Genomic DNA, 21,119 nt, shown 5'->3' on the forward strand with positions numbered 1-21,119 from the left:
GGATGAATTTTAGAAAGTTACTCGTCATACCGCTGCTAGGATGCTTGTCGTTGGCGGCACAACAAAAACCGAATATTCTTTGGATAACCATTGAAGACTCGTCGCCTCAGTTTTTTGGCTGTTACGGAAATCAGGATGCCCATACACCGGCAATTGATAAGCTCGCCAGTGAAGGAGTTCGGTTTACCAATGCCTTTTCAACCGGAACGGTATGCTCTCCAAGCCGGAGTACAATAATTACCGGAGTGCGAACTTTTAAAGCCGGCACCGGAAATCACCGAAGCAATTATCCTGTTCCCGAATCAATAAAAGGTTTTCCGTATTACATGCAACAACAGGACTACTATGTGTCCAACAATTCGAAAACCGACTATAATGTTGCAAATGCAAAGGATTTTATTCGCGAAGCCTGGAACGAAAGCTCGGGAAAAGCAGGGTGGTGGAACCGAAAACCGGGGCAGCCATTTTTTGCCATTTTTAATTTTAACGAATCACACCAGTCAAGAACCATGACCATGCCCTATGTATGGTATACCGAAAATGTATGGAATCAGCTGGATGAGGATGAACGCATTGCCGAAGATGGTTTTGAGATGCCGCCCATTTACCGTGAAAGTTCTGAAATGCGTAAACATTTTGCACGTGTTTACAATTCAATTTCGCTTACCGACAAGCGAATCGGAGAATTGCTTGATCGGCTTGAAGCGGATAATTTACGCGACAGCACTATTATTTTCTTTTATGCCGATCATGGTGAAGGTGAACCACGTGGAAAAACCAACGGTATAAACTATGGTTACCGCGTGCCTTTTGTGGTGTGGTTTCCTGAAATGTATAAACATCTGTCGCCGTGGGGAACAGCTGGCGTTGTAACTGATGAGCTGATAAGTTTTGAAGACCTGGCCCCGACGCTGATAAGCATGGCCGGCGGAGAAATTCCGGAACATTTGGAAGGCCGTATCCTGATGGGAAAAGATCGGTATGAAACCACCGATCATTTGCTGTTATCAGCCGATCGGTCCGACAATGGAATTGATATGGTACGCACTATCACGGATGGCCGGTACATTTATTCACGCAATTACCTGCCCTTTATCCCGCAGGGGCGTTACATCCGATACATGTATATTGGAGAGATTGTTCAGCAAATGCGAAGCGATTACCGCGAAGGATTGCTCGATTCGCTTCAGCAAAGTTATTTTGAACCCCGACCGGATGAATATTTATTCGATATTGAAAATGATCTTTGGGAGACAAAAAACCTGGTTTCAGATCCGGAATACAAAACCGTACTCGAAAGGATGCGAAAGGAACTGGACGAAAACTTACTGAATGCCCGGGATGTGATGTTTTTACCTGAATACGAAATTGGGCTAATTTCAAAAAACACTACACCATATGAGTACCGGTTGAACAAGAAAGAATATCCCTTTGAGGAGATTTATTCCGCTGCTTCATTGTCGGGGAAAAGAGGGCAAAGTTTTGCCGAAAAACAGGTTAAACTTCTGAACAGTGAAAACCGGATTGTACGGTATTGGGCAATTATGGGATTACGCAGCCAGCCAGCCAAAACACTGGAATCTTATCGCCAAAACATTGAAAAAGCAATGAATGATGACTATGCTTTGGTTCGGATCGGGGCAGCTGCAATTGCTTACCAACAGTGGAATAACGGGCAGGCAAAAGATATTCTTGCTGAAAGTTGCCGGTCAGAGAATATGGATATCGCTCTGTTAACCATCAATTTCCTGATGTACATTGAAAATAAGGAGCCATTTATTCAAACCATTACGGCGGTTCATGATTTGCCCAACAGAAGTTATAATGTAAAAGCAGCGTGTATGGATTTTTTGGGAAGTTTGAATTTGGTGCCTAATAATTATGAATACGGAGAATAAACGGAAGATGAGAAAGATGGAAATATTCAGTAAGTCTGTTTAGGATAAATCTAAGTTGTACTGAATAAAAATTTCATTTATGAGTATTAAAATTGAAAAAATGACCAATTATAAAGTCCTATTAATACTGATTTTGTTATTGATGTTTTATCAGAAAGGAGAATGTCAGGTACGTCGCACGAATCCAGTAGCTATGCCTGCTCCAATTTTTATCGATCCAAACTATCAGGGATCCTGCGATCCGGAGATCATTTGGAATGAATACGAGCAGCAGTGGTTCATTTATTATACAGCGCGTCGTCCGATGCTGGAAAATACCTGGCTGCAAACACCAATTGGAGTGGCTGTTTCAAAAGATATGCTAAACTGGGAATTTAAGGGTTATTGCAAGTTCGATGGTGTTGGTGGCGAAAAGGATGCATCGTCAACATTTTGGGCGCCTGCAATTATTTCGGCCAACGATACTTTGCACATGTTTGTTACGTGGAAACCCGACACCATCCCAACTCAGGGAGCGTGGGGAGGAAGGGGATGGATTGTACATTATAAAACACCTCTTAATAACCCCGTTGATGGATGGCAAAAAGTTACAGCACTGCACGATTCAACATTAAACACAATCGATGCGACGGTTTATAGAAATAATGGTCTGTTTCACGTCTGGTTTAAAGGAAAAGAAAAAGGAGCAAAGAAAAATGAACTCTACCATTTAACCACTACGGATTTTACTAACTGGCAAGAAGCCGGTTTCTCAAAAAGCGATGTATTTAATGCCGAAGCAACCGGTTCAAATTTCGAAGAGGCACCTTATATTTTTCAGTGGAAAGGTAAGTATTGGTTGATTACCGATCCGCATGACGGCTTTTTTGTTTACAGTTCCGTTGACGCCGAAAACTGGAAATTTCAGGGTACAATATTAAAAGAAGGTGGCTCACGAAATCTGGATAATTCGATGGCACGGCATTGCAGCGTTGCGGTAAAAGACGACCGTGCATTCATTTTTTATCATGTGGAACCCTGGCGCCGGTATGATCTGGAGCAGAAAAATGGAGAGGAACGAGTTCGGATATTTGATCAACCACTCAAAAACAGAGAAAGTGTACTTCAGATGGCAGAATTGGAAGTATTGGATGGAAAGCTATTCTGCAATAGGAACAAGGTCGTAGAACTGAGATAGAGAAAGTTATTTTTGATTTAGTAACACGAATGACCTAAAAATGCATTAATTTTTCAGGAATGAATAATCCTCTTTTTTTACATCGAACTGACGCTAATTTAGATTCGAACCGACGATTTCGGTCTTTTAATTGACAAATTACATCCTTATGCCGATACTCCGGTAAAATTAGAAGGTAAAATGTTAGATACTTCCGGCAAAACCGCTAAGGTAAATTTAGTGCCGCTAGGCATTACAATTCTTCGGCGAACATCTTTTGAAACTTCTCCTAAATAGATGTTACAAATGTCAAAGATTTATCAATTATACATATTTATTTTCTTTGCCATTCTTCCGTTTGCATATGGGGGCAAAATATATGGGAGCAGCAAAGAAAAACCTAATATCATCTGGATTTTTTCCGATGACCATTCGTATCAAACCATTGGTGCTTATGGTGGGAGGTTTGCATATTTAAATCCGACACCAAATATCGACAGACTTGCTCATGAAGGTATGCGATTTGATAGGTGCTATGTTGAAAATTCTATTTGTGCCCCGAGCAGGGCAACACTCTTGACCGGAAAATTCAGTCATGTTCATGGCAAATATCTTAATCAATCAAGTATTAAGTTTGACCATAATCAGCAGCAGTTTCAAAAACTATTGCAACAGCATGGGTATCAAACGGCGATGATCGGTAAGATTCATTTAGATGGTAAGATGCAAGGCTTCGATTACTGGGATGTGTTACCGGGTCAGGGTAAATATTACGATCCCGAGTTTATTAACGAATCCGGCAAGTACGATACTCGGGGATACGTTACTGATATTATTGTGGATAAGGCTTTAGACTGGATAAAAAACAAACGGGACAAAAGCAAACCCTTTATGCTCATGATACATCAAAAAGCTCCACATCGCACATGGATACCGGCTAAAAGGCATATGAGCAAGTATGCAGATGTTGTTTTGCCGGAATCGGATAATTTGTTTGATGATTATGCTTCACGCACTACTGCGGCATACGAACAAAAAATGTCGATTGATAAGGATATGACCCTGGAAAGGGATCTGAAGCTTGAAGAAGGCAACGGTGTGCCTGACGGAATGTATGATAATCGACAGGAGTGGTTCGAAAACAATAAACCGGAAGGAGAAGAACTGGTGCGCTGGAAATATCAGTCCTATATGAAAGACTTTCTACGTTGTGTTTGGGGAGTGGACGAAAATGTAGGCCGTGTCTTAGATTTTTTGGAAGAAAGCGGACTTGGTGATAATACAGTAGTTTTCTATTCTTCCGATCAGGGCTTTTATAATGGTGAACACGGTTGGTTCGATAAACGATTTATGTACGAAGAATCCTTCCGTACACCCTTATTGGCACGCTGGCCGGATCACATTAAACCTGGAAGCGTGAACATGGATTTGGTTCAAAATATCGATTTTGCAGAGACTTTCCTTGATTTGGCTGGTGTTGATATTCCTGGGGATATGCAGGGATGTAGTCTGGTTCCTTTATTACAAGGAGAAACGCCTGAGGATTGGCGCGAATCGCTTTACTATCATTATTACGAGTATCCTGGAGCGCATAGTGTTCGCAAGCACGAAGGTGTTTCAGGCAAGCGCTTCAAATTGATTCGTTTTTATGGGAATGATACACCTGATGACGAGGAGTGGGAACTATATGACCTCAAGAAGGACTCTGCAGAGATGAATAATCTATATGACAATCCTGAATATACTCAAACTGTGCAGCATATGAAAGAAGAGTTGAATAGATTAAAGGAGAAGTATAAGGTAAAGGAGTAGGTTACTTATTGTTAAACGTAATGCAAGGCTAGCTGCTGATGTTTGCAGATTTTTAATTTAATTACTCGAAACAAAAAGTAGGAACTAATAATCGGATGCCTTGGTTCGTTTGATCAATACAGGAATTATGTGCATAGATCATGGAATCTAAAGTTGACTTAAATGTTAATTAGGAATTGTTAGATGTGTTGACTTTATTATTGATCTAGGACAGCACAAAATCTTCCTAAAGCAAATCTCTATCAACTTGAAATAGGATGGAACGATTCTCATTTTGAATTGTGGATGTTTCGATAATAATAACTACTAGGGAATTAGGCATTAAGTAACTGAGGAGTGATTTGAGAGTTTGGAAACACCAAATAACAAATAAGTAGTGTTAATTCAATTCGTTACGAGAATTTAGTAATATAGAAAGGAAATAAATAATTCTATATACATAAATTGAGGATGGTAAATCAAAAGACAGTTGTATTTTAGATATTTATATAAATATACAATATCCGAAATCATAAAATCACCTATACATGAACAAAATAAAGATAGTAACGATGTTAATTATTCTCGGTCTGCTAATATTATCATGCGGAACGAATACCAGGAGCGATAAGGGGAATGAAAAAAAAATAGCGGATATCGGTTCAATCGAAGCAGAGGCAATACAGTTTGACACAACTTCAATTTTTCAGGCTGCACTTGAAGGAAATACACAAATTGTACAAGATGCGCTAAACAATGGATTTGATCCTAATTCTGTTGATGAAAATAAAAGAACGGCTTTAATGCTGGCTGCTTACAATGGAAATACTGAGATTGTGAAGCTTCTAATTAATAAAGGAGTAGATGTAAATTTTACCGACGAAATCGAGAGAACGGCCCTAATGTACGCATCAACAGGCCCGTTTGTAAACACTGTTTTAACCTTATTGGAGGCTGGAGCCGAACCAAATTTGATAGAGAAAGAAGAAAATTGGACAGCTGCTATGATGGCGTCATCAGAGGGGCAGCTGGAAGTTCTAAAAACACTTATTGCTTATGGTGCCGATCTTGATATGGTCGATGTTGATGGCGAATCTTCTTTGGATTTTGCCAGTTCAAAAGGACATACTGCTGTCGTTGAATACATAAAATCAAAAAAATAAGAAGTCAATTTTTGCGAAGCAATTAAACGAATATTATGAGAGCCTTAAACCTGAAAGGAATAGTATTTCTTCTATTCGGACTATTTCTGATTGATGCACGAGGACAAGAACTACCGGTTTTAAAAATATCGGACAATCAAAGATTTATTGTAACTCAGGATAATCAGCCTTTTTTTTGGTTAGAGGTACAGCATGGGAATTGATTCATCGTTGTAATAAAGAAGAAATTGATCAATATCTGATAGATAGGGCTAAAAAGGGATTTACAGTTGTACAAACAGTAATTCTTGCCGAATTGGACGGTCTTAATACCCCAAATGCCTATGGTGAGCACCCATTATTTGATTACGATCCAGAAAAATTGAACCCTGCATACTTTGAGTTGGTTGACTATGTCGTAAAAAAATCAGAAGAGCTTGGCCTTTATGTGGGATTACTGCCAACCTGGGGAGATAAATTTAATAAAGGTTGGGGTGTTGGACCGGTTATTTTTGATGAACGAAATGCAGAAGTTTATGGACAAACATTGGCAGGGAGATACAAGTCAAATAATAACATTATCTGGATATTGGGAGGAGACCGCGTGCCTGAAAATGAGCAGCATTTCAATATTATACGCTCAATGGCAAAAGGTATTCGAAAAACAGACTCAACACATTTGATTACTTATCATCCTTCAGGAGGTAAAAATGCGATTGATTATTTTAATGAAGACTGGCTTGACTTCGATATGTTTCAGAGTGGCCATAGCAGACTTGTTAAAGAGTATCAATATGTATTAAAGGCGAGGGAGAAATCACCAGACAAGCCTACCGTTAATGGTGAAGCGAGATATGAAAATATAGAAGATCGGTTTTGGGAGAAAGAAAAATTTGGATGGTTGGATGATGCCGATGTAAGAGTTTCAGCTTATTGGAGCATAATATCCGGGGCCGCCGGTTATACTTACGGTTGTAACGATATATGGCAAATGTATGATATCTACAGACAGCCTAATTTACAAGCGCGTACCGACTGGAAAGTTGCTCTTAACCTACCTGGATCTTCGCAAATGGGATTTATGAGAAAGATGTTTGAGCTATTTCCCTGGCAAAATATGAATTATGACTCGTCATTGATTCTTAATGAAAACGCAGAAAATGAATCATATATAATTGCGTCAATTAGTAAGGAAAGAGACTTTATTTTAGCGTACACACCAACAGGGAAACAGATTGATCTTGATCTGTCAAGGATGAAATCAAACACTGTTTATACTTATTGGTTTAATCCCCGTAGCGGAAAATTTAAGTACATTGATCAATACGGAAGAGATTCTCAACCTGTATTTAAACCATGGGCAGAAGGTTGGGGGTGTGATTTTGTTTTAATCGTTACCGGCGAAAAACTTGATATTGCGAAGTTCTATAATGAGTAATATCAATATCAGTAGTCATAGCAATTACAGGCAAAGACGGAGTCTTTTGCGTTTAAATTCAACAGGAATAGCAAAATATATAATACAGAGGTTTCGAAAGCCCGGAGTAACCTGAAAAACTAATATAAAATGAGGTACATCCCGGTATTTTGGTCGGGATGCGTCTACTCGATAATATGTAACTGTTTTTTAATTAGCTATTTCTAGTTTTTCTTTCTTATTATTTGTTATCTCACGATATTGATAAATATCTTCAATCGAGACCACACTCATTTTATGTTTTTCTGCAAATCTGCAAATCTCAGGTAATTTTGACATTGTGCCATCTTCATTTGTTAATTCGCATAAAACTGCTGATTCTCCTAATCCTGCAATTTTTATCAAATCGACACTCCCTTCCGTATGTCCTCGTCTTTCAAAAACTCCATTTCCACGTGCCAATAATGGGAATACGTGTCCAGGGTGTGATAAATCTTCAGGTTTGGCATTTTGAGCAATTGCTGTTTTTATAGTTACTAATCTGTCTTCTGCTGAAACTCCTGTAGTTACTCCATTTTTTGCTTCAATAGATATAGTAAATGCTGTTTGGTTTTTACTCGTATTTTCAACAACCATTTGCCTCAAACCAAGTTGCTTGCATTTGTTCTCAGTTAAACACAAACAAACGATTCCACTACACTCACGAATCATTAAAGCCATATCTTTTACTGTCATCTTTTCAGCGGGGAAAATGATATCGCCCTCATTTTCACGATTCTCATCATCTACAAGCAATATTCCAAAACCTTGTTGTAATTTTTTAACAGCATTCTCAACTCTTGTGTTGCTGTCTTTTCCAAACGAATCCAAACCATTCATCTTTACTCCTTTTTATTGATTAGTAATATTAAATCTTCGGAGCAAATCTGATTAACAACAATTATACAACTGATCGAATCAATTGTAATTGTCATTATTTGTTTTCTTCTCTCATCCAGACTTTAACTGTCGGTTTTGGAATTTCACCAAATCAGTCCTTTTTCAAGGAGTCGCGGACTTTTACCGCCGGTAGGGAATTGCGCCCTGCCCCGAAGAAAATCAGCGCAAAATTATATATTATTTTTACATTTTTATCAATCTATCAACACTTTCGTAAGATCTCATAGGAATTACATGCAACATATTCAAAACTGTTTTGAGTTTGAACGAAGGAAATGAATTATATCAAACATCAAACCACTTTATTTGAACGATTTGCTGATGATGTCAGTATCACGCCATATCATATCAGTCTTCACTTCGCACTTTTTTAGCTATGGAATAGAAACCGTTTTCGGAATCCTTTTCCCGTTCTCAAGGGGGAGGTGATGTTTTTAGCGCATAGCGGTTCTACCAATACCTATGCAAAATATATAAAATAGCTTCGGGATTGGGATATCTCTTACGGAAACCTGATACCAGTTGGAAAGTTTCCTGTACCACATTTGATACAGGAACTGCGACGAGAACTGATATCAGAAGTGCGACGAGAAGTAATACCAGAACTACGACTGGAAGTGATACCGGAACTGCGACGGCATGGAAGAAAACATTAGAAATAGATCAAACAGGAATAAACAGGATCACCATAAAAACTTTAATAATGGAAAGCAAAAGAAATCCACAGGTCACCTCCACATCAACAACGACAAAGATTATTCGGAATCCGAATAAAGAATTTACTCTGTTTAAAGATGGGATGTTACGATTTAATTTCACAGAAAGCAGAAACTGGCTGGAAGATCAGGGGAAATAAGTCTTTGTTTCACACTTTTATATTGATCCGCTTGATTATCCACTGATTCATGACCTCTTGATTTATGCCAAGAGACAAAGAAACAGCAAGAAAACGATACTTGGATCTGTTCTGTTCATCGGAGCGGTTGGATGCGGGAAAATATCCATGATAATGCTCATACGTTATTTCTGAAATCCGTAGCTAGGATACTGGCAGACCATCTCTTTTTGCTATACTTACCTCCATCCCTGCTCTTATCATCTGACTGAGCACATGTGGTATTAAAAGGTAATCCTAGACATTTTTTTTTTGCCACGGTCTTTTCTCCTGCCAGTCTTCGACTCTCCCTAAATCTGTTCACCCTCTCATCGGAAACAGTCGCTGGTCTCGTTCGTTCAGTGAAAAAAACCTTTAGGTACCGCATGTATAGAGCCATCCTTACGTTTCACTCATGTCCGGCACTTTCCCGAAGCCTGCAGGCATTACTACCTGACAGTTCATTGTTTTTTTTTAGGTTGAAAACAAAAAAAAGACGCCCAAAGATCACCAGCCTCCGCTAAAGCCCACGCCCGTTAAACCGCAAGGCTAAATAAATGCCCCGCTTTATGGGCATAAAAATTTGAATTTATAGTTGAAAGAGACGGGACAGCCTTGCCGTTTATCCCCGGATGGCAGTCCTCGGGCTTTCTTCTCTTTTTTTCTTTTTTTCTCTTCTTTTAGGGAATATTTTATTTTACCATATGAAAATGAAAGAATCTATTGGGATTACTAATTCGTTACCACCGAAATCTATGTAATGGCTGGAGGGGGAGGGATTGGCAAGATGTGATTTTGTTTCACAAAATCCCTTGTGCCTGTCCGGCAAGGACTTTTAATCTGGCGATTAAAAGCTTGATTAATTCTTCGAATTAAGGTTTTTGAGGAAATATGAAACGATTTTAAAATACAATTTCCGTTGCGATCTAAGCAACGGAAATTGAAATGTTATTCATCAAATTGCTTTTTTCTTTTCACTAAGTCTTGTTTGAAGCAAATCCATATCTTCTGAGATTTTCTGATCCAGAACTTTTGCATAAATCTGGGTTGTTTTTAACGATGTGTGTCCAAGGATTTTCGAGACAGTTTCAATTGGAACTCCGTTTGCCAATGTTACAGAAGTTGCAAAAGTATGCCTGGCAATATGCATAGTAATGTCCTTATTTATGTTGCAGATATCACCCAATTCTTTAAGGTAACTATTCATTTTTTGGTTAGTTAAAACCGGAAGTAATTTTCCGCTATTTTCATTTTTAGGATAGTTCGAATATTTATTCAGGATTCTTTTTGCTTCAGGTATTAATGGAATCCGGCAACGATTACTGGTCTTGGTCCGGTCAATAATTATCCAGTCCTTTTTGTCGATTCCTTTATGCAGATGACTTTTGTTTAGTTTATAAATATCAGAATAAGAGAGCCCAGTGTAACATGCAAAAACAAAAATATCGCGAACAACTGACATGCGCTCAATCTGTATTTCCTTTTCCTCTAAACGTGTAAGTTCTTCAATCGTCAGAATTTCCCGGTGCGTTGGCTCAAGTCCTACCTTATACTTATTGTATGGATTTTTTGAAATATGCTCCATAGAAATAGCCAGGTTTAGTATTCTCCTTAAATGTTTATGGTAGTTCCATGCCGTATTCTGATGGACTTTAAATTTTTGTTTGAGATAAACATCAAAAGCATCTAAAAATGCAAATTTTATTTTTTCTACAGGGAAGTCATTTTGTTTATACTTAAATCGGATAAAAGTTGCCAGTCTTTTTCTCGACGATTTATAGTGTTTGTAAGTCTCCATTGAGTATCCTTTATTTAATTTGGCAAGGATACTTTCAAGGTAATAATCAAAGATTTCTAATATCCCCTTTGAGTTAGTTACCTGCAATAAATAATCTTTGATCGTTTTTACCGAATAATCTTCTCCGCTTGATCTTAGCTGATTAAAATAGTCTTGAATTTCGGTTTTTAGTTTATCAAGTCTTTCATTGACATTGTAAGCATACGGAGCGCGGTCTTTAACTCTTCCTTTTGCATCACTCCAATGTTTGGGTTGAATAAACAATCCGGTGGAAAGATCTACTCTTTTTGATTTAACCGTGAATCTAACATAGATGGGCAGTTGACCATCATCATTTAACCTCGATTTTCGAGGATAAAAATGGATAATAACTCTCATAATTACCTCCTTTTAAAATTGTTAATAAATGATTCCGGTTGATGCTTAAAACTACTGAATATTGAGTAAAATTAAAACAGTAAACAGCACCAAAAAGAACCAAATAAAATGTTAAAAATCAAATAATTATAGAGTTTCGAGGGACCATGGATTTGTGAAAATTGCTATGGTCCCTCTGTGGTCCCTCCAAATAAGGCTATATATGGCCTTTATTGGTATTTTACTAAAAAAGAAAAGCGCTTAAAATCAATGATTTAAGCGCTTTTGCTGTTTTTTAGTTTCTTAAGTCGTGCCCAGAACAAGACTAAATTAGGTAAATATAAATGAATTGTAGTAAATTAAAATCTGCACTTAAAGTAGACATAATATTGATATAGAGTATTTTAAAGTAGGTGTAATTATTTAGTTAAATTCACTTTTGTTCATAACTTTAGGGTATGAATTTTTGAAGTCATACCCTGTATTTGTATTTTGGTTGCAAATATAGATCGAATGGCAAAGGTATATTTTAAAGTATTAACCAAAACAACTGATCCTACTAAAGACGTATTTATAAGGATTCGGTTTAAGGTTGGTAAAACAGACCAATCTACAACCACTGGTGAAACTGTCAAACTTGAATACTGGAGCCTCGAAAAACAGGAATTTACAAAAGCCTATTTTAAAGGCAAAGATGCACAACAAAACAGATTACAGAAGTTAAAAAGCCATGTTTTTGAAGAATCCCTGAAAACGAATGAATATCCGAAGGGATGGCTTTTATCTGTTGTTGATCAATATCGTTTCCCAAAGAAATACGAAAAACTGAATAGTACAGCCATATATGACTGGGCAGAACGACATATTGCCTCGATAAATGTATCAAAGCGAACGAGGTATAAATATGAAGCAATGCTGAAAAGCCTAAAAGAGTTTGATCCCGAATTGGATTGGAAAGGACTTGATATGGCTTTTATGAAGAAATATAGCAGACAGTTGGAAAGGCAAGGACTGGCTAAAAATACGATCTTCGATAGAATGAAGGTGATTAAAGCCATGGCAAGTGCAGCCGAAATTGAGAAAGTTAATCCTTATTCCGATTACAAAACGTTTAAATTAAAAACAGAAGAAAGTGATAGCATATATCTGACCGAAGAAGAAGTTTCGAGGATTTCGAAGGTAAACCTGGACAGACATCCATGGCTTTATGATACCAGGGATTTGTTTGTGATCGCCTGTTGGGTTGGTGCCAGATTTGGTGACTTTTACAAAATAAGCCGGGATAATATTAAAGGTAATCTTATTTATTTCAAACAGGCCAAAACAAAAGGGCGTGTAATTATTCCACTTCACCCAATAGTTAAAGAAATTTTGGAACGGTACGACTGGAATCTTCCTACACCCAAAGCAAATCAACCATTCAATCGTGATTTAAAACTTATAGCCAAAGCTGCACGGCTTCGCCAGAAGGAGATAAAAGGAATAACCAAGGGAGGAACTTACTCGGAAAAAACACTCGAAAAGTGGGAGATGGTTACCAGCCATACTGCCAGGAGAAGTTTTGCGACGAATTTATATAACCAGGATGTGGAGGTTATTACCATTATGAAAATGACAGGGCATAAAACTTTAAATTCGTTTTTAAGATACATAAAAGTATCTGAAGAAGAACATGCAAGGAAGCTGGAAAAGCACTGGGAGAAAATTTATAATATTTAAATATGGAAAAAAACGTCAATACCGACGACCAATCACCTTTAGAGTTAGATTACGAGAAAATATTAATGGATGTATTAGCTCGTGGGTATGAATTTATGGAGTATTACCTAAAAGAAGAATGGGAAAAGGCAGAAAGAAAAGGGATAGCATCTGATGATTTCAAAAAAGGTTGCGTAGAAATGTTGTCCGAGATGCAGGGTTGGATTATGGATAGTATCGTGGGATTGTATGACCCTTATTCTTGGAATGAATATGGCATTGAAGCAGGTGATCAAGGCAACTTTATTTCTCTATATGAAATAAGTTTGTTTAATGATGTAATTAAAAAAATTGCTAAAGAAAAAAAAGGAGCCGAGACAACTCCTCCCAGGCCAACACCACCTAAATGGAAAGATTTTCACTTACTCAGACCTATTTTTGTGGAAAGATTTCAGGAAGACCATTATAATAATTTGAAGCAATATTTTACACCTCAGGAAGAGTTCTGTAAGTTTGTGTTTGGTGAACCGTTTAGTTTTCCGATAAATTTCAATGGAACACAGAATCAATTTGCCTGTTTATTCAAGAAATTAAAAGAGGACGGAGAAGTACATTTCCCTGCCTCGAATGAAAAGACCGCAATCTATCTGCATTCGGCTTTTGTTTTCAAAAAAAAGTTTGGACGATCGCTAGTACGATACTTCACCGGGAAGACGCCAATAAATCCAGACGACTGCATCGATTCCGCAATCTAGAATCATAAACCGCTGATTATTCTTCAGCGGTTTTTTTATGAATCATTACCATGTCATCTCATCCCCATTAGTAAAAATGATGCTCATTAGGGTAATCATTAGGGGATTCATTAATAGCCATTGGGGTAACCGTTAGGGGTCCTATTTCTTTTGATTTATCGGTGCTTTAATTTTGATCAAAACGCGAGATATTAATGCTATGAACAAATCAAATTTCAAATTAAAAGACTACAAAAATGTTCGTTTGGTGTTTTCGCCAGGAGAGCTTTACGAGTTTCATAAAGAGACTGAAGGAATGCCAGATAGAGCATTTATGGATTCAATGGTACAAAAAGCCATTGAGGTAAAAAACTCTAATACAGATCTCCAAACCGTAATTCGGGAATCAGGAGTAATCCGATCCACGGACGTAGCAAATTTACCACCAATTTCAAAAGATGAATCCTCCGACAGTTCGGAAGAGGAGGACAAGCTGATTACACGGAAAGAGGCAATGCGGCTTCTAAACGTCAAAACAGTACTTACCATGATCCGGTGGGAAGAAAAGGGAATACTCAATCCACTAAGGATTAATAGCCGGATTCGATATTGGAAAAGTGAAATCCTCGATGCCGCCGAAAGCTTTCAAAGACTACGATAGCTAATGCATTTCAATAACAAAACAACAACAGCCGGAGCCGCACACCGCGGTCGGTAATACTAATTATTAAAAGATAAATTTTAAATGACATGAAAGAAAAAAAATCAAGCAACATGCCACAAGGCGAGGAAAAAACTTCTCTTAAACAAGGATCAGTAGAAAAAAAATGGATTATAAATCTGTTGGAGAAGGAGAGGGAACGAGTAGAGGAACATTATGGAGAGGTTACCAACGCTTATTGGAAACATGAAATGAACAGGATTGATCTAAAATCGATCGCAAAACATTTTACAAAAAAGACTGGAGTCAGGATCAGTACTCATTTCATTTATAGGTGGTTGTATGATAGAGGTTACATCGATTCTGACGTATGCGCACCAGCGAGTTATATTTTGGAGGCGATGCTCGAACTGGACACTAGATTGTCAAATTTTAGCAAATATTCCAAAGCAATGATGCGTGAGCTAAGACGAGATCTTGATAATAGTTTGGCTGAGGAGTATAATGCTTATGAGGATGAGAAAGTTGAATTGACGTCGGACATCGGATTAATTTGATAGGCAAGGTTCTTTTATTGTAGTTATGGAGAAAGTGATTATGAAAGAAACATTCATCAAGCTTTACCGAAAGATCGAAGACTGGCGCTGGTACACTGATGCCAATGTATTTCGGGTATTTATCCACCTCCTGATAAAAGCCACTTACGATCTGTTTAACTGGAAAGGTCGGGATTTGAAGCCAGGACAAGTCGTTACTGGCAGGCGGAAACTGGCAGCCGAATTATCGCTTACGGAGAAGCAAATCCGCGGGGCACTTTTAAAGCTCGAAAGCACCGGAGAAATAAGCATTGAAAGGACCAACAAGTTTAGTGTAATAACCATCAATAACTGGGGGCTTTATCAGACTCCATCAACCAGGGCTGGGCCATCAAAAGGGCCAACAAAAGGCCAACAAAGGGCCACTGTTCAAGAAGGAAAAGAAATAAAAGAAGAAGAATTTAATCGATTTTGGACTATGTACGATAGGAAAGAGGGCAAAAAGCAATGCAAAAAGGTATGGAACAGTTTACAACCGGAGGTTCATATGCAGATTCTTGAACACGTTCCAAAATACGTTGCGTCAACACCTGAAAAGAAATACAGAAAACTTCCGCTTACCTATTTGAATGGGGAACACTGGGAAGATGAAATTATAGATCGTAACCCGGAAAAACAGAAACCAGAACCGAGAATAAAAAAAAGATTAGAGCGATAAGAATATGCAAAAAGTACACGAAATACCAGATAAAATACCGCCACAGGCACTTGATGCCGAAAGCGCGGTTTTAGGTGCATTACTGCTTGAGAAGGATGCTTACGAGAAGGTAAGTGGCCTGATTGATTTTAACCATTTTTACCTGGAAGCTCACCAGGAAATTTATAAAGTCATCAAGGCGAAAGCAGCCAAAAAAGAAGCTATTGATCAGGTAACCATAACAAAAAGCCTTAAGGATGCTTCAATGTTGGATTCTATAGGCGGGCCTGGTTACCTTATTCAATTAACTAAAAATGTTGTTTCTGCTGCTCACATCCAGGCTCATTCCCGGATTATAGCTGAAATGTATTATAAAAGGCAGTCGATACTTAAAGCAACGCAAATTATCGAAATGTCGTTTGACGGCAGAGATGTGGAAGAATTAGGCTTGCAGTGGCAACAATCATGTGTACAGCTTGAAAATATCTTCACGGTGGTTGATTCGGGAACGCCTATTCACCAGGTTCTGAAAAATACCATTGAGGAAATGAACCAGGACTGCGCCCGGTTAAAGGAACGACAAACGCCAGGTATTCCCTCCGGCTTTGAAGCCTACGATACTGCATCTGGAGGATGGCGTGCTGGTGACTTGTCAATACTGGCTGCACGTCCGGGGGTTGGAAAAACTTCATTTGCCTTGCATTTTGCCCTAATGGCAGCAATCGCCGGTAACTGGGTTAACATCTATAGCTGGGAAATGAAAAAAGAAGACCTGGCACGGATTCTTTTGGCAATTGTCAGTGGTATTTACCGGTCAGATATACGCGATGGTAAATTAGATCTGGGTGCCTGGAAAAAGATCAACAAAGCGGTTGGTGAACTGGAAAATCTGCCAATAATCTTTAGAGACGCCAGCGGAATGAACATTGAACAGGTACAGGCCACTGTTAGGGAAAACCACAGGCATGGGCGATGTGATTTTGTGATTGTCGATTACCTGCAGCTGATAAGTCCCGTGAAAAAATCGGTTATCCGTGAACAGGAAGTAGCACAAATCAGCCGCACACTAAAAATGATCGCACAGACCCGTAATATCCCCGTATTGGCACTTTCTCAATTAAATCGCACAGCAGAGGGCGAAACTCCAAAACTGTCGCATTTGAGGGAAAGCGGCGCAATAGAGCAGGATGCTGATAATGTACTCTTTCTTCACCGGCCTGACGATGATCAGAACGTAATCGAACTAAAAATGGCCAAGCACAGAAGAGGAAAGTTGGGAGACATCGAAATTCGGTGTAACGACCAGATGACCCGGTTTAAACAAGCAGAGGAAGTTTTTGAGAAGGAATTTTAATAACCTAAAAAAGATAAAATTATGAGTGAGGATAAACGTAAATATGAAAAATCATCTCAACAGCAAAAGTTAAGGTATATGAGAGCTCTTGAGGCAAATGGTCTAAACCAGGCGCTAACGGCCAGGGAACTGGGGATCTCACGTTCCACAATGGCACGCTACTACAAGAAATACTGGAAAGAGTATAAGGATAACAAAGCAGCTGTATTTGCAGAATCAACGGATATTGGAAGGAAAAAGCTTCTGTTGGATGCAGACCTGGAAAATATCTCTGTAAAACTCCGCGGAACCTTTCTGAAGTCACTAAACCTGTTGGAGCAGCGGCTTAAGAATGATCCGGCCAGTATTAAAACCAAAGACCTGATCCAGTTCCTATCTGTGGCCGCTCCGTATCTGATGGAAAAAATGGCCGTTGCCGGAGCAAAGGATACAAAGGACGATATGTCAAACTCAGTAATGGCAACCCACTCTACTTTTGTCCAGAATATTGTAAACCAGATCAATAACGCAAAGAAGGACAAAGACCAACACAACAGCTCGTTTAATAGTTCAACATAGGACACATTTCGGATTTGCTGCACAAATAGGTGATTTGTAGTCGCAGCAAAGAATACCACAACGATTTTTGAATAACCTCCAAGGCATAATGTGTTGCACTGATCAGAATTTACCCTTAGGGAAGGTCTCTGGTCTGTGAATGGGGAAGTTCTGTTTCAAATTTTAATCACTTCCGAAAGTGTTTTGATGAAGTGATAGGGAGTAAGTAATTAAATATTAACCAATTAAAATTAACTGTTTTATGAAAAAAATTGAAGTTTACGAGTGCAGTTACTGCGAAAAAAGGAGTTACAAGTTGAAGGCATCGTGCGCTGCACATGAAAGAAAATGTTTTTTTAATCCGGTTACCAGAAGTTGCGCATCATGTGCATATTCACGGTTTAGTAATTTTAGTGTTCACAAAGGAGCTTTTACTAAGCTTGGAACCTGCCTGTTAAATGAAAACATACTGGAGAAAAAGAGGACGCAATGCGAGAAATATCTTTCCCGGGATGATAGGAGGGTCTGGCTGTCTATTTTTGTTGCCCAGATTAAGTACAACGCAATTCCTTATGTGGAAGAACATCTCAGACTAAGGTTTCCGGATAAAAAGTTAAAAGTAAGGGATTTGCAGCCTTTAAAACCACTCAAAATCCTTCAGCACAAGTATACTTTTTCGAAATACGGAATATCTGACCGGATATGACAGGGGTGTTAATCCCCGATCCCTATTTATAACATTTAACACATACTAAAGATGAAAACAAATTCTGAATTTCAAAGTCTTATTACGTTGGCAGGCAGAAAGAAGAACCATACAGATCGTTTCGGTTCTGACAAGCTTACAGGTAAAACAGGACAAGTGTCAGGTCAACAGGAGTTAATTATAAGTAATGATCTGCGTAGCCGCATAGAAGAATTACAAGCTATATCACGATCCATTGATAACAAAATAGTCAGCCATCAAATTGATGATCCGGCAAAGTATAATATTGATTATGGGGGAGAACTAAATCCACAGCAGCTAAGTGCCGTGCTTGAAACAGATAATCCGCTACTGGTGATAGCCGGCGCAGGTACTGGGAAAACGCGTGTGATCACTTATAAAGTAAGCTACCTGATCGAAAAGGGCTACCTGCCGGAAGAGATCCTTTTGCTGACCTTTACCAAGAAAGCATCAAAAGAAATGCTTAACAGGGTAAATGTTCTTCTGAAAGGAGCTAATCCCGGGAATGTTTTTGGAGGAACCTTTCATTCGTTCGCCAATCATATACTTCGGAAGTACCATCATCTTGTAGGCCTGCAACCAAACTTTACAATCATTGATTCGCAGGACGCGGCTGATATAGTTTTTTTGGTAAAAACTGAATGTAAAATAAGTAAAGGGAAAGGCCGAAAGGCTTTTCCCTGGAAAGAAACCATCTACGACATTATCTCCAAGTCGCATAACCTGGAAAAGCCCATTGATGAAATTGTCTTTCAGTATTACAGTAATCTGATCGAATTTACGCCACAGATTGTTAAAATTGAAGAAGGTTTCACTGCATATAAAAAGGCAGCTAATCTGCTCGATTACGATGATTTGATGGACAGATTACGCATTGGATTGAGAGAAAATCAGGAGTTCCGACAAGTACTTCAAAAGAAGTTCAAATATATCCTGGTCGATGAGTTCCAGGATACAAACACCGCTCAGAACGAGATTGTTGAACTGCTCACAGGTAATCGTAACTGTGTTACGGTTGTTGGTGACGACTCGCAAAGCATCTATGGCTTCAGAGGTGCGAATTTTGAAAATATATTACGCTTTCCATCTCGTTATAAGAACTGTAGTGTGGTGAAAATCGAACAGAATTACCGCAGCAATAAACAGATACTAGCCTTTACTAACCGGATCGTTGAATCAGCCGTTCTCGGATTTAAAAAGACTTTGTTCAGCGAAAGAGATTCTCCACAGAAGCCAGTAGTGAAGAAACTCTATGATATGGAGCAGGAAGCTGAATACATTGCTGAGCGCATAGAGCAGATAAAAGAGCAGGGGATACCATACTCGGATATTGCGGTTTTGGTTCGTGCTTCGTGGCACTCCAATGTTATCCAAATCGAACTGAAGAAGCGAGGGATTCCATTCGTGGTAGTTGGTGGGGTAAGATTTGTAGAAAAGCGTCATATTAAAGATGTAATGGCCTTTCTGAAGATTGGATTCAATGTCTATGATGCTGTGTCCTGGCAACGAGTTCTGAAGCTGATCCCGGGTATTGGCAAAGTAACCGCCGGGCAAATTATAGGGGAGATCCATCGACAGAAGGGGAGTGCTAATTTTTCGGGATTCTCAGGGAAAAAGTATTACCAGACATTATTAAAGTTATCAGATCTGATCAACACCCTTTTGCAAAAACAAGAAGAACCTGTAGATGCGATAGAAGCTATAATGCGTTATTATAATCCGATTTTGATGTCTCTGGTTGATGATTACGAAATCAGGTATAATGATCTTGACATACTGAGCTCTATGGCTGGGAAATACCAAAGTGTGGAACAATTCGTGAGTGACTTTACGTTGGAGCCACCTTCTGAAAAGTTTCAGAGTTCATTACGACCGCAAAAAGATGATGAAAAGCCAATGACAATCTCCACGATACATTCTGCAAAAGGATTGGAGTGGCATAGTGTCTTTATTCCTTTTGCTTTGGATGGACTGATCCCATCTGTAAAAGCACTCAACAGTATCGACGAGTTGGAAGAGGAACGCCGGCTTTTTTATGTAGCATGCAGCCGTGCAAAGGAAAATCTGGTAATTACCATGCCATCATATATGGCTTCAAGGGATGCTTTTTTTACGTTGCCTTCGAGGTTTATAAATGATTTATAATAATTGGACTTAAAAAAGGTAGAATTATGCCAAATCATGTATACAATACAATAACAATTAACGGAACAAAAGAACAAGTTCAATCAGTATTGGAGTTTTTGCGAAAAAAGATTGATTAAGATAATCCTTCTCGAGTCCTAATCGGACTACATTAAAACCGAAGGATTATCCATGCAAGTTTAATTCTATATTCAGTTAAATGGTCGGGATTCTAGGTTGTTTGATGTTAGTATACTTCCATTATAATTCAGAAGAATATTTAAGAAAAAAATCATAATTATTAATTTTAAATGTAAAAAGTATCTCTTAAGTTTATAGAAAAATTTGTCCAATAGGTTCTGACGTTAAACAGTTCATAACCATAAGTTGACCTTCAAAAGACAAAAACGCAAATCTTAGTTATAAAGGAATATGTACGAGATAGTTCAAATCATATTTCACCGCCAAACAATACAAGGTTATTCCCCAAATAGACAGAATTCTCATGGGAGTTCGTTCTTCTTTTGCTTATTTAAATGGTAGTAAAGTGTAAAAGAAAAGGTACACTATTTTGTAAAAGCATCACTTGCCTTAGCTCAAATGAAAGGGTATGTCTTAATCTAGAATATTATCAGAGTTTTTTTTGTAAGGTTTTGTTAACGACTTGAAACCTTAGCCA

General features: G+C 38.5%; 17 protein-coding genes and 1 riboswitch. Of the genes, 15 read left to right on the plus strand and 2 right to left on the minus strand.

Annotated features, from left to right (window positions below; genetic code table 11):
• Positions 1-2: 2 nt before the first annotated feature.
• The 5 genes from LH29_RS07875 to LH29_RS07895 all read left to right on the plus strand — a co-directional run bounded on the left by LH29_RS07875 (position 3) and on the right by LH29_RS07895 (position 7,425).
• On the plus strand, positions 3-1,898 hold the full coding sequence (locus tag LH29_RS07875) for a sulfatase family protein (RefSeq protein WP_045027474.1): 1,896 nt from the start codon (positions 3-5) through the stop codon (positions 1,896-1,898).
• Positions 1,899-1,977: 79 nt separating this feature from the next.
• The gene (locus LH29_RS07880; protein ID WP_052670679.1) at positions 1,978-3,075 is read left to right on the plus strand and encodes a glycoside hydrolase family protein; all 1,098 of its coding nucleotides are present in this window, start codon (positions 1,978-1,980) and stop codon (positions 3,073-3,075) included.
• A 285-nt stretch (positions 3,076-3,360) separates the two neighbouring features.
• Positions 3,361-4,866, plus strand: a complete 1,506-nt coding sequence (locus tag LH29_RS07885; RefSeq protein ID WP_045028995.1) for a sulfatase family protein — start codon at positions 3,361-3,363, stop codon at positions 4,864-4,866.
• A gap of 527 nt (positions 4,867-5,393) precedes the next feature.
• Positions 5,394-6,008 carry an ankyrin repeat domain-containing protein gene (locus LH29_RS07890; RefSeq protein WP_082063479.1) on the plus strand — a complete coding sequence of 205 codons (615 nt, stop codon included), beginning with the start codon at positions 5,394-5,396 and terminating at the stop codon, positions 6,006-6,008.
• A 175-nt stretch (positions 6,009-6,183) separates the two neighbouring features.
• Positions 6,184-7,425 (plus strand): glycoside hydrolase family 140 protein, encoded by a 1,242-nt coding sequence (locus tag LH29_RS07895; RefSeq protein ID WP_232302825.1) that lies wholly within the window; start codon positions 6,184-6,186, stop codon positions 7,423-7,425.
• Positions 7,426-7,614: 189 nt separating this feature from the next.
• On the opposite strand, the gene ribB is transcribed toward LH29_RS07895, so the two are convergent.
• Complete coding sequence (ribB, locus tag LH29_RS07900; RefSeq protein ID WP_045027477.1) at positions 7,615-8,283, minus strand: 3,4-dihydroxy-2-butanone-4-phosphate synthase; 669 nt, start codon at positions 8,281-8,283, stop codon at positions 7,615-7,617.
• Positions 8,284-8,382: 99 nt separating this feature from the next.
• A riboswitch (FMN riboswitch) is annotated at positions 8,383-8,504 on the minus strand.
• A gap of 542 nt (positions 8,505-9,046) precedes the next feature.
• Between ribB and LH29_RS24545 the strand changes: the two genes are divergently transcribed.
• Positions 9,047-9,199: a hypothetical protein gene (locus tag LH29_RS24545; protein ID WP_157493615.1), complete on the plus strand. Its 153-nt coding sequence runs from the start codon at positions 9,047-9,049 to the stop codon at positions 9,197-9,199.
• 973 nt (positions 9,200-10,172) lie between these two features.
• Here the strand turns inward: LH29_RS24545 and LH29_RS07915 are convergent.
• Positions 10,173-11,393, minus strand: coding sequence for a site-specific integrase (locus LH29_RS07915; protein ID WP_045027484.1), 1,221 nt, complete (start codon positions 11,391-11,393; stop codon positions 10,173-10,175).
• A 492-nt stretch (positions 11,394-11,885) separates the two neighbouring features.
• Between LH29_RS07915 and LH29_RS07920 the strand changes: the two genes are divergently transcribed.
• The 9 genes from LH29_RS07920 (at position 11,886) to LH29_RS07960 (ending at position 20,461) form a co-directional block, all read left to right on the plus strand.
• Entirely contained in the window at positions 11,886-13,091 is a 1,206-nt protein-coding gene (locus LH29_RS07920; RefSeq protein ID WP_052670681.1) for a site-specific integrase, read from the plus strand.
• A gap of 2 nt (positions 13,092-13,093) precedes the next feature.
• Entirely contained in the window at positions 13,094-13,825 is a 732-nt protein-coding gene (locus LH29_RS07925) for a hypothetical protein (protein WP_045027486.1), read from the plus strand.
• A gap of 199 nt (positions 13,826-14,024) precedes the next feature.
• The gene (locus LH29_RS07930) at positions 14,025-14,465 is read left to right on the plus strand and encodes a MerR family transcriptional regulator (RefSeq protein WP_045027489.1); all 441 of its coding nucleotides are present in this window, start codon (positions 14,025-14,027) and stop codon (positions 14,463-14,465) included.
• 89 nt (positions 14,466-14,554) lie between these two features.
• On the plus strand, positions 14,555-15,022 hold the full coding sequence (locus tag LH29_RS07935) for a hypothetical protein (protein ID WP_045027490.1): 468 nt from the start codon (positions 14,555-14,557) through the stop codon (positions 15,020-15,022).
• A gap of 25 nt (positions 15,023-15,047) precedes the next feature.
• On the plus strand, positions 15,048-15,719 hold the full coding sequence (locus LH29_RS07940; protein WP_045027492.1) for a hypothetical protein: 672 nt from the start codon (positions 15,048-15,050) through the stop codon (positions 15,717-15,719).
• A 4-nt stretch (positions 15,720-15,723) separates the two neighbouring features.
• Positions 15,724-17,052 (plus strand): replicative DNA helicase, encoded by a 1,329-nt coding sequence (locus LH29_RS07945; protein WP_045027495.1) that lies wholly within the window; start codon positions 15,724-15,726, stop codon positions 17,050-17,052.
• A 21-nt stretch (positions 17,053-17,073) separates the two neighbouring features.
• Positions 17,074-17,610 carry a helix-turn-helix domain-containing protein gene (locus LH29_RS07950; RefSeq protein ID WP_045027498.1) on the plus strand — a complete coding sequence of 179 codons (537 nt, stop codon included), beginning with the start codon at positions 17,074-17,076 and terminating at the stop codon, positions 17,608-17,610.
• A gap of 241 nt (positions 17,611-17,851) precedes the next feature.
• Complete coding sequence (locus tag LH29_RS07955) at positions 17,852-18,295, plus strand: hypothetical protein (protein ID WP_045027500.1); 444 nt, start codon at positions 17,852-17,854, stop codon at positions 18,293-18,295.
• A gap of 51 nt (positions 18,296-18,346) precedes the next feature.
• Positions 18,347-20,461 (plus strand): ATP-dependent helicase, encoded by a 2,115-nt coding sequence (locus tag LH29_RS07960; RefSeq protein WP_082063480.1) that lies wholly within the window; start codon positions 18,347-18,349, stop codon positions 20,459-20,461.
• The last annotated feature ends 658 nt before the right edge of the window (positions 20,462-21,119 follow it).

This window comes from Draconibacterium sediminis, from assembly GCF_000949475.1.
Classification (GTDB): Bacteria; Bacteroidota; Bacteroidia; order Bacteroidales; family Prolixibacteraceae; genus Draconibacterium; species Draconibacterium sediminis.